This is a genomic window from Seleniivibrio sp. (genome assembly GCF_021209385.1).
GTDB lineage: Bacteria > Chrysiogenota > Deferribacteres > Deferribacterales > Geovibrionaceae > Seleniivibrio.
In genome coordinates, this window is record NZ_JAJOIL010000023.1 from 48,745 (window position 1) to 63,358 (window position 14,614).

16 protein-coding genes are annotated in these 14,614 nt (G+C 48.1%); all 16 read right to left on the minus strand.

What is annotated here, in order from left to right; genetic code table 11:
• Positions 1-80: 80 nt before the first annotated feature.
• The 16 genes from LRY47_RS07100 to hisI all read right to left on the minus strand — a co-directional run bounded on the left by LRY47_RS07100 (position 81) and on the right by hisI (position 14,604).
• Positions 81-764: a Crp/Fnr family transcriptional regulator gene (locus tag LRY47_RS07100; protein ID WP_295223721.1), complete on the minus strand. Its 684-nt coding sequence runs from the start codon at positions 762-764 to the stop codon at positions 81-83.
• Between the two features lie 13 nt (positions 765-777).
• Positions 778-2,103: a caspase family protein gene (locus tag LRY47_RS07105; protein ID WP_295223723.1), complete on the minus strand. Its 1,326-nt coding sequence runs from the start codon at positions 2,101-2,103 to the stop codon at positions 778-780.
• Between the two features lies 1 nt (position 2,104).
• Complete coding sequence (gene fliQ / locus LRY47_RS07110) at positions 2,105-2,377, minus strand: flagellar biosynthesis protein FliQ (protein ID WP_295223724.1); 273 nt, start codon at positions 2,375-2,377, stop codon at positions 2,105-2,107.
• A 6-nt stretch (positions 2,378-2,383) separates the two neighbouring features.
• Complete coding sequence (gene fliP / locus LRY47_RS07115) at positions 2,384-3,034, minus strand: flagellar type III secretion system pore protein FliP (RefSeq protein ID WP_295223725.1); 651 nt, start codon at positions 3,032-3,034, stop codon at positions 2,384-2,386.
• An 80-nt stretch (positions 3,035-3,114) separates the two neighbouring features.
• Positions 3,115-3,903, minus strand: coding sequence for a flagellar biosynthetic protein FliO (locus tag LRY47_RS07120; protein ID WP_295223726.1), 789 nt, complete (start codon positions 3,901-3,903; stop codon positions 3,115-3,117).
• Positions 3,887-4,174, minus strand: coding sequence for a FliM/FliN family flagellar motor C-terminal domain-containing protein (locus LRY47_RS07125; protein WP_295223727.1), 288 nt, complete (start codon positions 4,172-4,174; stop codon positions 3,887-3,889). The genes LRY47_RS07120 and LRY47_RS07125 overlap by 17 nt, the downstream gene beginning before the upstream one ends.
• A 5-nt stretch (positions 4,175-4,179) precedes the next feature.
• On the minus strand, positions 4,180-4,692 hold the full coding sequence (locus LRY47_RS07130) for a flagellar basal body-associated FliL family protein (protein ID WP_295223728.1): 513 nt from the start codon (positions 4,690-4,692) through the stop codon (positions 4,180-4,182).
• Positions 4,692-5,456 (minus strand): OmpA family protein, encoded by a 765-nt coding sequence (locus LRY47_RS07135; RefSeq protein WP_295223729.1) that lies wholly within the window; start codon positions 5,454-5,456, stop codon positions 4,692-4,694. Before LRY47_RS07135 ends, LRY47_RS07130 begins: the two co-directional genes overlap by 1 nt.
• 20 nt (positions 5,457-5,476) lie before the next feature.
• Positions 5,477-6,241, minus strand: coding sequence for a MotA/TolQ/ExbB proton channel family protein (locus LRY47_RS07140; RefSeq protein ID WP_295223730.1), 765 nt, complete (start codon positions 6,239-6,241; stop codon positions 5,477-5,479).
• Positions 6,242-6,403: 162 nt separating this feature from the next.
• Positions 6,404-8,920: a flagellar hook-basal body complex protein gene (locus LRY47_RS07145; RefSeq protein WP_295223731.1), complete on the minus strand. Its 2,517-nt coding sequence runs from the start codon at positions 8,918-8,920 to the stop codon at positions 6,404-6,406.
• A gap of 12 nt (positions 8,921-8,932) precedes the next feature.
• Positions 8,933-9,625: a flagellar hook capping FlgD N-terminal domain-containing protein gene (locus LRY47_RS07150; protein WP_295223732.1), complete on the minus strand. Its 693-nt coding sequence runs from the start codon at positions 9,623-9,625 to the stop codon at positions 8,933-8,935.
• Between the two features lie 19 nt (positions 9,626-9,644).
• Positions 9,645-11,000 carry a flagellar hook-length control protein FliK gene (locus tag LRY47_RS07155; RefSeq protein ID WP_295223733.1) on the minus strand — a complete coding sequence of 452 codons (1,356 nt, stop codon included), beginning with the start codon at positions 10,998-11,000 and terminating at the stop codon, positions 9,645-9,647.
• Between the two features lie 84 nt (positions 11,001-11,084).
• Positions 11,085-12,212, minus strand: coding sequence for a lipid-A-disaccharide synthase (lpxB, locus tag LRY47_RS07160; protein ID WP_295223735.1), 1,128 nt, complete (start codon positions 12,210-12,212; stop codon positions 11,085-11,087).
• A 3-nt stretch (positions 12,213-12,215) separates the two neighbouring features.
• On the minus strand, positions 12,216-13,253 hold the full coding sequence (locus LRY47_RS07165; RefSeq protein WP_295223737.1) for a hypothetical protein: 1,038 nt from the start codon (positions 13,251-13,253) through the stop codon (positions 12,216-12,218).
• Positions 13,250-14,272, minus strand: coding sequence for a pilus assembly protein PilM (gene pilM, locus LRY47_RS07170; RefSeq protein ID WP_295223738.1), 1,023 nt, complete (start codon positions 14,270-14,272; stop codon positions 13,250-13,252). Before pilM ends, LRY47_RS07165 begins: the two co-directional genes overlap by 4 nt.
• The gene (gene hisI, locus LRY47_RS07175; RefSeq protein WP_295223740.1) at positions 14,272-14,604 is read right to left on the minus strand and encodes a phosphoribosyl-AMP cyclohydrolase; all 333 of its coding nucleotides are present in this window, start codon (positions 14,602-14,604) and stop codon (positions 14,272-14,274) included. Before hisI ends, pilM begins: the two co-directional genes overlap by 1 nt.
• Positions 14,605-14,614: the final 10 nt, after the last annotated feature.

Here is a 14,614-nt window from a genome sequence, read left to right on the forward strand (position 1 = left end):
CAATAGGCTAACAGATGAAAAAAACGGAAAATGTATACGGTGTTACGAATTTTCAGAAAAATGTGTGATAGTTGTTATTACTATTTATTATGCCAATCATAAAGTCCTGTGAACAAAACACAATTTATGACAAAACTTCGGCCGTCTTTTTTTATTAAATCAGCCTCTATCCATTTTGATATGATTCTGCTCACTGTCACTCTGGTTGTGCTCACCACCATTCCAAGTTCTTCATGGCTCAGTTTAAGAGGCAGTCTAACCATTCCTTCCGGTTCAATACCGCTTGAGCATATCATTGATTTAAAAAGAGTTTTGAGCCTGTCTTCGGGGGTGAGCGTAAAGTTTGCTATCATCCCCTCAATATGACTTTCCTGCTTTGCGATGGTGGTTTTAAGAACTGCGTCCATAAGTTCAACGCTGCTTCGCATGTGTGTTTTCAGGATATCGGGCGGAAGAACAAGTATTTCCGATTCGCGTTTAGCGACTGTAGTGACATTGACAATTTCACCGGAAAGGCAGGTCAGATCGCCCATAGCACGTCCGGGAGGGATCAGCGCGAGTACCCTTGGTTTTTCCCTGTCATAGTTGACCATGTACATGCAAAGTCCTTTTTTAAGATAAAAAAGTTTGTTGCACTCGCCGCCGCATTTAAGTATCGCATTTTTTGAAAGTTTGCGCAGTCTGCCGTATCTGAAATACAGTTTCTGTACCAGTTCGTGTTCCTGCGGCAGTACCCATGGGAAAGCGTTGAAAACCTGTCTCACGTTGTACCTAAAACTACCTTATCATCAAGCCTTTAAGAACAGGTGCATGGCGCCCGCAGGAAGGACATGCAAAGTTCATTCCTTTAGCGGCAGCATCTTTGACCTTCTGCCTGACAGCAGTCATGCTGTCGTTCGGTGATATCCCCGCCTCTTCTATTCTATGCCCCATTACAGATCGGAGCATCTCTTTTCTGTTCAGCAAATTTCTGTATCCGTTGCTGTTTGCCGCCTCAACAGAAAAAGCCGCTGTTATTCTGTGTCCGCCGACGTATGCAGTCACAGGCGCTATCACTACAAACGGATAATTTCTGTCTGGTCGGTTATAGATAACCGTTGACGTAACCGTCGTCACTCTGTCTTTTCGTTCCGGAGCTGTCACAGGCGGCTGATTTTTCAGTGAATCGTCTATCTCGCGCAGTCTTTTCAGGGCATTGTTCGCCTCTATTGAACCGGGGCTTCTGCGTATCACGGCAAGAAGCTGTTCCTTCTCTCCGTCCGACGCGGGAGCTGGAGCGGAAACTGTCTGCTGCGTTCTGCCTCTGAAAAACAGGAATTCGCCGTCGTTACCAGACAGCTTGCCGTAAACGGGGGTCTGTGTACCGGCGGAATAGTCCGACACCTCGTTCTGCACGAACTGTCCGAGTTCGCTTCCTGTCACAAGCCCGTCGCCGTTTGCATCGGCATAACCGCTGATACCGTCTATGAAACGCTTACGGAACACACTGTCGTCGGGAACCTGCTGATTCTCAGTACCCGACGCAATGAACTCCCTTGCGGGTCTTGAAAGCATCTCTGTTTTGAAATCAGGAATTGATCGGAGCGCCTTGAATACCGTACCGGAAAAACAGCTGTCGAAAACGAAAAGCCCATGTCTGGAATCCATTGTTTTTGCTCTTGATGCAAAATAATCTATTGTAAGCGCGCCTTTTTTAAAACCGCTCAAATCCTTCGCAGGGTCTTTTGCATCCCGCCCGACAACATATCCTGTGCCGTCAATGGTGTGTCCGTGTCCTGCGAAATATATGAGTATTCTTGCTTTGGGATCATCAGCGTATCTTGATATAAAGTCATCAACGGAAATTCTGATATCCTGCGCAGTGGGATTTACGGAACGTCTGACATTAAATCCCTGCGCCGTGAGTGCAGCCGCAACAGCATCCGCATCCTGCTTGACGCCAGGCAGTTTAGGCCAGCCGCCGTTATAGTCTGAAACACCGATCACAAGCGCATGGCTGGAAGAATACATATCATCAGGCGTGTCCGGCATCCGCACCACAGCCCTTTCTGCGGCATAAGCCCCGAAAGAAAACAGCAGGACGCAAAACAGAAGACGTTTCATATCACTTACCTATATAGTTATGAAGGTTGCCGAAAAGCTGGATGGTGTATGTCATTATCTGATCAAGCATCCATGGAGCGAACAGCATAACAGCCACGATAACGCCGATTATTTTAGGAATGAAGGTAAGCGTCATCTCCTGAATCTGCGTAACGGACTGGAAGATACTGATTATCAGACCGATCACAAGCCCGAAAAGGAGCATGGGCGACGCGATCAGCAGTGAAAGCTGCAAAGCTTTTGTAAGCATGTCGATTACTAAATCGGGTGTCATAGGTTATCACCAGAAGCTTTTGACGAGCGACGTAACAATGAGTCCCCACCCGTCAACAAGTATGAACAACATTATTTTAAAAGGCAGCGAAACCATCGCAGGCGGAAGCATCATCATACCCATGGCAAGCAGGACGCTCGCCACAACAAAGTCGATGATGAGAAACGGCAGAAATATCAGGAACCCCATCTGAAAGGCGGTGGTAAGCTCGCTCACCACAAACGACGCCACCAGAACTGTGTCGGGGATATCCGCCGCAGATTTCGGTCTGGGCTGGTTGCTTATTTCTATGAAGGTTCGCACGTCCTTCTTTCTGGTATTGTTAAGCATAAATTTTCTAAGGGGCTGTTTCGCCTGAGTAAGCATCTCTCCAAAAGTTAGCTGCCCCGCCATATACGGCTGGTACCCCTTGGTATATGCCTCGTTGAACACAGGCTGCATGATGTAAAAGGTCAGAATAAGTGCCAGCCCCACCAGAACCTGACTGGGCGGCACAGTTGCGGTACCCATCGCAGTTCTGAGCAGAGAGAACACAATTATTATGCGCGTGAACGATGTCATTAGTATAAGTATCGACGGTGCAAGAGAAATTATCGTCAGAAAGAATACGAGCTGCAAAGTGACGGAAACATCCTGCGGGGTTGCCGCCTGTTCCATGCCGAAACGGAATGCTGGAAACGGAACCGGATCCGCCGCCAGAACTCCTGTGAAGGGTATCAGAAGTAACGGTAGTAGTATCAGCGCTTTCTTAATGACTTCAACCTCTCCGAAATGGAGTTTCTGGAAATCTCCACCTCGTCTTTTACTCCCGGGTTTTTCTTGAAGAACTTCATATAGTTCACAAATTCGGTCTTCTTGGTAAATCCCGCCTTGATACGGGTCACTTCGTCCTCTTCCGTGACCTTTTCGATGAGTGTCATGGAAGTATCGGTGACTCCCAGAATGTATATTTTGTCGTCAATTTCGTAGAAATAAAGGCTTTTGCGCAGGTCTATATCCGCTTTTCCCAGAAGTCTTCCTGTGCCGGGTATGTCGGTGAACACCTGTCTCTTGAAATATTTTCTGAACGCCCAGAAGATTGCAAGCATCACCGCAAGGATTATGAGCAGCCCCCATATCATTCTTGCATAGGCCTGCGTACCGACAACCGGATCGCCGGTTTTCTGCATCTTCGGAAATGCGTAGGTTATCTTGAGCAGTTTCGGCTGAGAGACTATTTCCGGAACCACAAGTTCTCCGGCAAAATCAGTGATAAGCCTTTTTCTTGTGTCGTCAGATGTAACAAACAGCTTCTCCACTGGCATATCCCAAAACTCCTGCTGGAACACTATGGGTTCAGGAGTTTCAAAGCTGACCACGAAGCTCTTGTCAAGTTTAAGGGTATTCACGTTGGAATACCCCTGATCAAAATCTATCTGTATCCTGAGACCAGCGTCGTCTATCTCATACGTCAGATGCGCCGCGTTGGCGGTAAGACTGACCAGAAACAGAACCGCTGTCAGGAGATATCTAACGGTACATGCCATTCTTGTACATCTCGGTAAGTTTCTGTTTGTCCAGTATCTCTGTGATACGGATGGCAAATTTGTCATCCAGAACCATTATTTCGCCAAGAGCCAGCGGTTTTCCGTTCACAAGGAAATCCACGGGTTCGCCCGACGTTTTGTTGAATTTCAGTATGGTTCCCTTTTCCCAGCCCAGAAGCTCGCGGACTTTCACCATCTTGCGTCCGAGCTCGACCTTAATGTCGAAAAGAACCTCTCCGAATTCATGTTTGGCAATGTGAGTATCTTTCATATTTCCTACTGTGCCACAAATTCTGTGAAATAGATATTTGTTATCTGTCCGAACGGAAGCAGAGAGTTCAGCCTCCGGAGTATTTCCTGTTTAAGAATAAGCTTGCCCTGTGCGGAGCTTACCTCTTCATAAGTTTTTGCAGACAGAATGGTGAGTATCGCATCGCGAAGCTGCGGAACGCGCTTATCCAGTTCCTCTTTCAGTTTTTCGGTATTATCCAGCTCAAGCTGAACTGTAACTTTCAGATATCTTGAACCGTCGTTATCCGCCATGTTGACGATGAAGGTTTCGAGAGGATAAAGTACTCCCACTTCGTTTGTCGGAGCGGCTGTGACCTCTTTTTTCGGCATTTCTCCTTCAGCTGTGGCGTCTTTCGGCGCCAGAAACAGTTTATATCCGAGAAAAACGCCTCCCAACAGAATTATAAGCAGCACTACGACTATTATAATAAGCTTAAGCTTCCCGCCTTTCTTCTTTTTTCCGCCCTCTTCAGCGGTTTTTTCTTCTTCTGCGGCCATTACTTTCCTCCTTGTGTCGCCTGTGCCTCTTCCTCGGCATCAAACAGATTTTTGTTAGACTCTGCCAATTCCGGGCTGACAAAGTTGATCTCAACGCGCCTGTTCTTCGCACGGCTTTCGGGGCTAATGTTTGGTGTAACAGGATGGTACGACCCGTAGCCGGATGCGGAAAGCTTTTGCGCATCAACACCTTTGTTTACAAAATACTTCACAACGTTGACAGCTCTCGCAGTTGAAAGTTCCCAGTTTGTGGGATACTGAGCAGTGGTGATGGGCAGATCGTCGGTATGCCCTTCCACAACAACGTTGAACGGCGATTCAGAAATAACTGCTGCAAATTTATCCAGAAGCGGGTAAGCCTCCGTTTTTATATCTGCGGTTCCGGGAGCGAATAATGCCGAATCCATGATGCGTACTGCGACGCCTTTTTTGGATTCGGAAACGGTAATGTTCTGCTGCAGGTTTGCCTGCTGCGCATATGTCTTTATGTTTTCACTTAATTTATTTTTCATGGACTGAACGTTTTTCACAAATGACAGACGCGACATGATGTCGTCTTTGGTATATTCCGTCTGTGAGCCTTCTTTAAGAACGCCGAGAGAACCCTGCAAAGAACCGAGAGCAACTTTAATCTTCCTCTGGTCCATAGACGCCATGGAGAGCAGCAGGATGAAGAACGTCAGCAGAAGCTGGTTCATATCCGTGAAGGTTGACATCCAAAGAGGAGAGCCAGGTTTACATTCGGGACACTTCTTTTCGCCCATTTGAAAAATCTCCGGAAATATCACTCAAATTGAGATTTACGTTCCTTCGGAGCCAAGTAAGCGTTAAGCTTCTGCTCCACGATACGGGGGTTGTCACCCGCCTGTATCGCCATAATGCCTGCTATCATTATCTCTCTGATAAGGGTCTCCTGAGCGGAGCGTCCTTCCAGCTTTGCCTTAAGGGGTCCGGCGAAAAGGTTCGCCATCATCGCACCGTAAAAGGTGGTAAGCAGGGCAACTGCCATCGCGGGACCGATAGAGCTGGGGTCGTCCATGGTCTGGAGCATCGCAACAAGACCGATCAGAGTACCGATCATACCCATCGCAGGACCGTAATCCACGATGAAACCGAGCAGGTTAGCTCCCGTTTTATGCCTTTCCGACATGTAGTTAAGTTCTGTTTCAAGGATGCCCTTTATAACTTCCGGCTCTGTGCCGTCCACCGCAAGCCTGATACCTTTTTTAAGGAACTCGTCCCCAACCTCGTCGCCTGCGGATTCGAGAGAGAGGATGCCGTCGCGTCTTGCTTTAACTGCGAACTCGACAAGCTGACCGATAAGTTTCGGGGCATCGTCCAAAGTATATTTGAACGTTTTCATCGTCACTTTGCCGAAAGAGAGGAAAGTCCCCAGAGGGACACACATCATAATAATGCCGGCGTTACCGCCGATAACTATAAGAACAGAAGGGATATCTATATAGGGGGCGATACCCGCACCCATCAGAAGCGCAGCAATAACAAGAGAATATGCAAGCAGAATTCCGACAATGGTTGCTATGTCCATAACTTCTCCGAAATGTAATTAACGTCTTCCGCTTTTTCAGGACAGTTTTATAATTATTATAAAGATACAGGATGTAAGCCATTGCAGTCAACAGAAATAATGGTGAAATGGTGATTAAAAGGGGGCTGCGGGGTGAGTACCCGCAGCCTTTATGTCAGTTGATTAACGTTTCAGAGAAAGAAGCTCCTGAAGCATCTCATCCGAAGTGGTGATTACCCTTGAGTTCGCCTGGAACCCTCTTTGCGTGGTGATCATGTTTACAAATTCGCTTGAAAGGTCAACGTTGGAGTTTTCAAGCGCACCTGACGCAATATCTCCCCTTGAGCCTGTCCCTGGTGTTCCGACAGATGCGTCACCGGAGCTGGTTGTTGACTTAAATGTTGTATCGCCGACTTTCAGCAGACCGTTGGGGTTTGTAAAAGTCGCAAGAGCGATCTGACCGAGTTTTACAACCTGGCTATTTGAATAATAACCGATTATCTCGCCCGCAGTGTTGAAGAGAACGTCCTCAAGTGAGCCGGTGGAGTAACCGTCCTGAGTTGTTTTCTCTATACCGCCGTCACCTGATGAAAGGTATACGCCGTCGAACATCGAGGGTGTTCCGAGGTCAATTGAGATATCCGAGATAACTCCTGCACCGTTATTAGGATCAAAGTTTGCAGTAAGGGACGCAATCCTTGTTCCCGCCTCTGTTGCCATATAGTTGAACGAACCGTTGTTGTTGAAGTGAAGGTATACACTTCCGCCGTTGGATTCGTTGAACTCAACTGTTGAATTTGTCTCCGGCGTGGTCACAGTGAGCTTCCAGAGGTTGTCAATGGCATCCACCATCTCGAAATTATACTGTAAAGTGTGTTCGTTACCCTGTGCATCATAGATGGTCTGTGAAGTTGTAACAACACCGCCAGTGGCGTTCTGGGTTGTCGAATAGTCATAGTAGTCGTAGAAGTTGCTGTAGTTTCCGGATCCGAGTATCTCAAACTTAAGAAAATCTATTTCGTTGGGGATACCAGAATTGGATGTCAGCACAAGTTTTCCGGCGTTTTCGTCAAAACTGCCGATGTGCTGCGCAAGCTCGGATTCAGAAGAGGAGTTATAGCCGAGGTAATCGGCAAGCGCCACCCTGAGATCCTGCAGCGTGTAGTAAACGTCATCCGTCGTTCCCGCAAGACCGTCGGTTCCCACGGAATATACAGCCTGACTGCCTGTTCCTGTGAGGTTTTCGCCGCCTATTCCTGAGGTGAACTGCATTACCGCGTCGTTTGTAAGACCGAGAGAGGAACCGTTGCTTGTGTAAAGATTAAGAAGGGCGTCGGAGTCCTTTGCCTCTCTGAGGAAGGTCATACTTCTGCCTGTGGCTCCTTTCGCAACTGTCAGCGGGTCGCTTGCTACCATGTTAAGCTCAAAGTCGGTACCGCTGTATGCCTTATCAAAAGAAAAACCTGTCAGATCGGGAGCTGTACCCGTTCCGGTGTTTGAATATACGAACTGACCTGTGGTGTTATCGTATGTAACCGAGAAATCCGCACCGTTAAGGACGTTTCCGTCAATGGATGCCTCTATCTCTGCAGCAAGTTCAGAAAGTGTCGTGAAATCCCTGCCGGCATATACTGTGTTTTCAAAATAGAGCTGATCACTGGTTCTTACATCAGACGTATCGTCGTAAGTTCCCGCAAGGTTGGACAGTGCCACAGCAAGACGTGCGGAACCGCTGAAAGAGTTGATGGTGACGTTTGCGCCGCCTGCCGCAGTTTTGGCAACGCTAAGCTTTCCGTTTGCAACTGAAACTGTGAAGTCTGCCGCGCCTGCTATGGTGTTCAGCCTTGTTTCAAGTGCGTTCGCAAGATCGCCCATCGTTGTGAAATCTGTGCCGTATGTAAAGGTTTCAGCTGTGTTGTTGATATAAACAAGAAGACTGTTATTTGCTGAAGATGTTATACCAAGGCTCACGTCCGTATCGTTGAAAACATTGCTCATATCCGTAATGTCTGTGGCATGAGCTTTTATTTTTATGGGTTCTTCGTCCGCAACGTCCATTTTCACGCCGTTTGCAGAGTAAACTGCAAATATGCTGTTGCCCGCTTCCGCGCTGTGCAGAAGAGTGGGAAACTCAAGAACGTTTGGATCCGCATCAGTGCTGAGAATACCTGCAACCGTGGTCGCAGTTGTCGCTTTTGCTTCAACAGCCTGATACTCAGTTCCGACAACGATATCTTCAGTGTTCGTGTCGGTGACTATCTCTCCTGTTTCAGGATCTGCCATCCAGCCCTGAACGCTGTAGCCGCTGGCTGAAACAAGATTGCCCAGAGAGTCGAAGTTGAAATCGCCCGCTCTGGTGTAAAGGAATTCGTTGTTCGATTTTCCTTCCAGAATGAAGAAACCGTCACCCTGAATTGCAAGGTCGGTGTCAACATCAGTGGTCTTGTTTGTACCGTCTGTAAAAATGTTTGAAACTGTGGCAAGAACGGAACCGAGACCTATCTGCGAGGGGTTTGTGCTTCCCACAGAACTGGTGGCTGCCGTACCGCCTGATATCGTCTGGCTCAGCATATCCTGAAATATGGTTCTGCCAGCTTTATAACCTATTGTGTTAACGTTTGAAATGTTGTTACCCAGAACGTCCATCGCCTGCTGGTTTACACCAAGACCGCTGATGGCCGAGTAAAGTGATCGCATCATAACCGCACCTCGTTAATTAGTGAGATCTCTGACGGAAACGACATCCTCGGCTGCCACCTCGTATGTCCCGTCGACCTCATAAATAAGTTTGCCAGAATCCGTTGCAACGCCGGTGACCTGTCCGTTTGAATAGGTCTTAACCTCTATCTCCTTGCCGTCGGCATCATATGCCTTAACGGAGAATGTATAGGAACCTGTATCCATTTTGTTGCCGGACGCATCCGTTCCGTCCCAGACAAGGAATTTTTTGTCGGTGTCTGTAACGGAGGGGGTAAGAGTACGGATGTATTTACCGTCCTCATCGCGTATAGTTACGCTGGTCTTCGCCGGGATAGATGAAGCTTCAAAGGAGATTGCCGCACCTGACGACGTCAGGGTAGTATCGTTGCCCTCATACTCCATAACTTTTCCGATAAAGTTTGAAGCGGAAGCCATCTGGTTCTGAACAGAGGAATTGGAAATAACATCAAGTATCTTCTCCATATTCTCGTTCATGGTAGCCATGCTCTCAACCTGCGAAAAGGTCGCCGTCTGCTGGAGCATCTGCGAACTGTCCATAGGCTCTGTGGGATCCTGATTCTGCATCTGTGTTACAAACAGGTTCAGGAAATCCGACTGATCCAGAGAACCATGGTCGTTGTCGATATCCATTTTTGAAGTATCGTATCTATCCGTGTTTACTGTACTGCCGCTTGAGACTATCATTTTATATCTCCCGCTGTTTTCAGGCGTATATTACAGAACCGTTCTCTTCCTGAACGGCTTCTTCTTCTGTCAATGCACCGTCAGAAGAACCGGAGCCGGATGATGATCCGCCCTTCTTCTGTCCGTTTTCCCATCCTGCGAATTCATGGTGGTCAAAATCTTTAAAGAGAAACTCAAGGTTCTCTATGACCACTCCCTTATCCGCAAGCTGCTGCTTAAGCGCTTCCATATTGTTTGAGAAATAGTTTCTCGCAGTTTCCGATTCAAAAGTCACTTTGCCTGTGACCTTGCCGGAATGTTCCGTAAGTTCGATGTTAACCTTTCCCAGTTCCTGCGGGTTGAGCTGAACATTGATTTTGCTTACGTTCTGGGATTTGGCTATCTCCACCAGTTCCGCGAACTTCATTATGTCCTGCGGTTTCTCTATTTTTATTTCGCTGGTGATCACTTTTTCTGTCATGGGTGTCTTTGCGGAAAAATCACCTGTATTGTGCTGCTGGGCGTCTGCCTTTGCCTCAATGCGTTTTGCGGCAAGGTCGATAACGGCTTCCTCCGCTTCTGCGGTTTCTGCCTGTGCAGTGATAACTTTCACTCCGCTCTCAGGTTCTGCCTCCGCCTCCGCAGCCTCTGGTTCGGCGGACTGCTGAACCGCCCGCTCCGTGGCAGACTTACTGTTCTCCGCCTTTTCTCCTGACTGCTGAACAACGGCAGGTTTTTCCGAAGCATGCTCCTGCTGTTTTTCCACTGTCTGATCAACAACAAGCAGTTTCAAAGTTTCTGATTTTTCTGGGAGTACGAATTTGGCTGTGGGTTCCTGACCGGAATCCTGAATTTTTACGATTGAATCCAGAACCGATTCAAGAATAACTGATGAAGCCTGCTGCTGTGTACCCGCAGAAGGAGATATGATGGATGATGCAAGGTCGGTCATTACATCCTCAACCTGCTCAACTGTCATTCCCGTCTGCTGGAGCATTGTTAGAAGCTGCTGGACAAAAGCGTCCGCCTCTTCCTGTGTGTCCGCTTCTGCAAGCATATTCTTAAGTTCGGTTTTCGCTTCATCGCTTATATTAAGACTATCAATCACCTTTTCGGGCGTGTCTGCGTCCTGTACTGTCAGTTGTGCATTATCGGCAAGCTCTGCCGCTGCTGTCTGCTGTGCATCAGCAACCGTTTCGGTCGTAACGACCTCCGTCTTTTTCGATGCAGAGGAGCCTGATTTATCCAGATAGGATTTGAAAACGTCTTCAAATCCGGCTTTATCGCTATCCGAGGCTGATGATGACGAGCCTGTGGAAGAGGATGAACCGGACGACTGAGTTGCCGCCGCCTTCACCGCCGAATTGAAAAGTTTTAACATTGACAGATTCTCCATTAGGCACCTCCGTCAATGTGTTAGAAAAAATCGTGCCAAACAGGCACCGATTGATAGTTAAGGATTTTTTAAAAGCAGAAGGAATTAATTTCCTTTTTTCAGGTCTTTGAGAAAGGAATAAATTTCCGCGGCAGTGTCCGCAGAAGAGTCTGTATCGGGAAAATAACTGCCTACAGAGGCGAGGTCATTTCTTACAGTTTCGTAGTTTTCTTCTATCTTCTTTGTAAAATTCGCCAGCGCGCGGACGTTTGCGTCGCCCTGTATCAGTTCGGGGATCACCGCCCTCTTCATTATGATGTTCGGCATACCTATGAATTTCAGGCGGAACAGAAGCTGTCCGAGCATATAGGTGAGCGTTCCCGTCTTATAAAGCAGAACCATCGGAGTTCCGATTATCGCCGCCTCCAGAGTTGCAGTTCCGGAACATATCCAGAGCAGGTGCGAATATTTCATAATATCGTGAGTCAGTCCCGTGGCAAGCCGGATGTTCGTACCTTTGATCAGCTCTCTCACCCGCTTTTCATCAATGGTATCCGCAACTCCCACAACATAGTCATACTGCGGAAGGAGTTTTGACGTCTGCACCATCAGGGGCAGAAGAGATTCCACCTCTCTGCGTCGGCTGCCCGGCAAAAGACCTATCACAGGTTTTTCACCGTCAAAATGCCCTTTTTCGAGAAATTCCCCATTATCGGCGCATTTGATATTTATCTGTCCCTTAAGCGGATTTCCGACATAGGACGCGTTAACGCCCTCTTTTTTCAGAAGTTCCGGCTCAAAAGGATAGATGCAAAGCACAAGGTCGCAGAACTGCCTGAGTTTATGCACTCTTTTATAGTTCCATGCCCAGAATGTCGGTGAGATATAGAAAATGACCGGAATACCAAGCTCTTTCGCATATCTGGCGAAGCGCAGATTAAATCCGGGATAATCCACCAGAATAACCGCGTCCGGTCTGTCCGCCTTCATTTCTGCGATGAGCTTATCTTTCACTTTGAACAGAAACGGCAGTTTTCTGAGCGCCTCGTCAATGCCGATGGCGTTCATATCGTTTATATCGCAAAACTGTTTCTGCCCCAGCTCTTTAAGTCCTGCTCCGCCGGTTCCTGCGAACTCGACATCACATATCTTTTTCAGCTCCCGCACCATTGCGGATGCATGGTTGTCGCCGGATTTCTCGCCGGCAATGATGAACAGTTTCAGTTTATCCATTTATCAGCCCTTATAAAATACGACGTTCAGCACGTCGCCGGATGAATAGAATCTGCGGAACTTATACGCAGGATCATGCACAAACACTATCCATGTAAGCCCGCCGCTTCGGCGCACTTCCGTTTTAAATACAGCGTCGCCATCATACCTGACCAGTCCTGTGCCGAACAGCCTGACATTCTTCATACCCAGTCCCGTTACGCCAGTTATGGTCTTAACGGTTATCTCCGGTCTGCCTGTCAGCCTGAACATGAATTTTTCATTTCCTTTATTATCCTTCCGCTTGGTCACGCCGAACAAAGAGATATAACCGCCGCCGCAGTTTTTACCCAGCGTCATATGCGTTCCGTCAATGCAGAAAGAGGCATTACCTTTAAAGATCAGTCTGGTCTTTCCGCCCGCAACGTCCGAGGAAACCACGCCGTCGTATTTGATATTTCCGGCGGGTATCCGCACTCCGTAGATGTCCATATAATCGGCATTGCCGTTATTGCCTGTCGAATAAACGGGTGTGCCGTCGAATGTCATTTCAGTTGATGACGCTTTATTTTTTATACCTGCAAGTCTGGTTGCGGCGGCATATGACTGCTGCCAGGTTCCGAAAGCCTGCATAGCGTCGTATTCTCTGTCCGGTTCAAGCAGTTTGAATATCAGACGGAATCCCTTGTCCGTATCCACGCGGGTCATACTGCATTTCAGATTCAGCCTCATCTTGACCATATAGTTGCTGTCTGCATCCAGCCACGGCTGAACCTCCGCAAGAGGGCTGGCAAGTTCGTTTTTGATAATGTAAACGCTGATATCTTCCGTTCTGACAACAACGTTTTTACCTGATTCATCAATTGTTGATGTGAAATTTTTCATTTGACCGCTGACATTAAAGTCAACGGTGAGAGTGTCGCCTTTGCGTGCTGATCTTACGTCAATGTGCGTGGCGATTTTAAGTCTGGTGGCGGCTTCAGCCGCTTCGTCATTAAGGTTATTGAAAGAACATCCGTAAAGCGCAGAAAGCAGAATCGACAGCAGAAAGAGTTTCTTCATGCCTTTCTCATGGCAAGTCCCGCCGCAACGGCAAAAGCATGCGCTCCCGCCTTATCCACGATGGGTTTAAGCTGTTCAGGCACCTCTATACGGGCGAACGGATTGAGCTGGGGAAGCGACATCCGCATGGCTATCTCCATCTGATCCACAAGCACCTGAACGTTCGCTCCGGCACCGCAGATATGTATATCCACAGGTTCTTTGCGTCTGTCCGCTATGTATGTTTCAACGGCGGTTTCAACCTCCGCGCCAAGGTTGCTCCCGAACGACATGGCAGCCGCCTGTGCATCGACGTCGTTTGTCATGACCTCTTTATCGCGGATTATCTCGCCCGCCTTGTCAATATCCACATCCATATCCTGCGCTATCTCCTCCAGAAGAGACTTGCATCCTTTTGGAATGGATTTCACCATGTCCACAAAGCCGTTATCGTAAAATATTATATTCGTGCAGTCGTGTCCGAGGTCTATTATGGCGTTGGGGTGGGCTTTGCGCCCGAAAACATTTGAAGCGAGATTGACCAGCGCCAGCGCTTCTATGTCAACGACGACCGGTTTCAGCCCGGCAAGTTCCGCCATGGCTATACAGTCGGCGACCTTGTCCCTGTTCGCGGCGGCAACAACAGCGTCCGCCATCCCTTTTTCGGCATCATATGAAAGAAGCTGAGCGTCAAAAGTCGCCTTAGAAGACGCAATTCCTATATATTGATCAGCATTCCAGACGAACGATTCCTGAAAATTCCCTTTACCGTTCCACGCTATCTCCATATGCTTCACAACAGTGTCGCGTCCGCGCATGCCAAGCGCGGCATCCTTCGCAAAGCCTTTAGCGTGGGCAAGGCTATCTTTTATAACATGTGCGGCGGCGCCGTGATCCAGAACCGTGCCGTCGACAATCACCCCTGCGGGCATCTGCCGCAGAAATATATTCTTAAGGCTGTATTCGCCTTTTTTCTCTTTCAGTTCAACTATTTTAAGGTTTGCCGCTCCGGCATCCACACCTAAAAGAAGACCTGCCATTATAAGTTGTCTCCGGCTTTGTCAAGCACTGTGAAAAAACAGCTCTTAGCGCCTGTGTGGCAGGCGGGTCCCGTCTGGTGGACTATATAAAGCAGCGTATCGCCGTCGCAGTCCAGCCGCACCTGTTCAACCTTCTGCACATGTCCGGAGGTGCCTCCCTTTTTCCAGAGTTCGTTGCGGCTTCTGGAATAATAGTGAGCATAGCCTGTCTCAAAAGTGAGCCTGAGCGCCTCTTCGTTCACATACGCAAGCATCAGCACGGTTTTGGTCTCCGCATCCTGCACAACAGCGGGTATAAGTCCGCTCTGTTTTTCCCAGTCTATCTTTATCATAACATGTCCT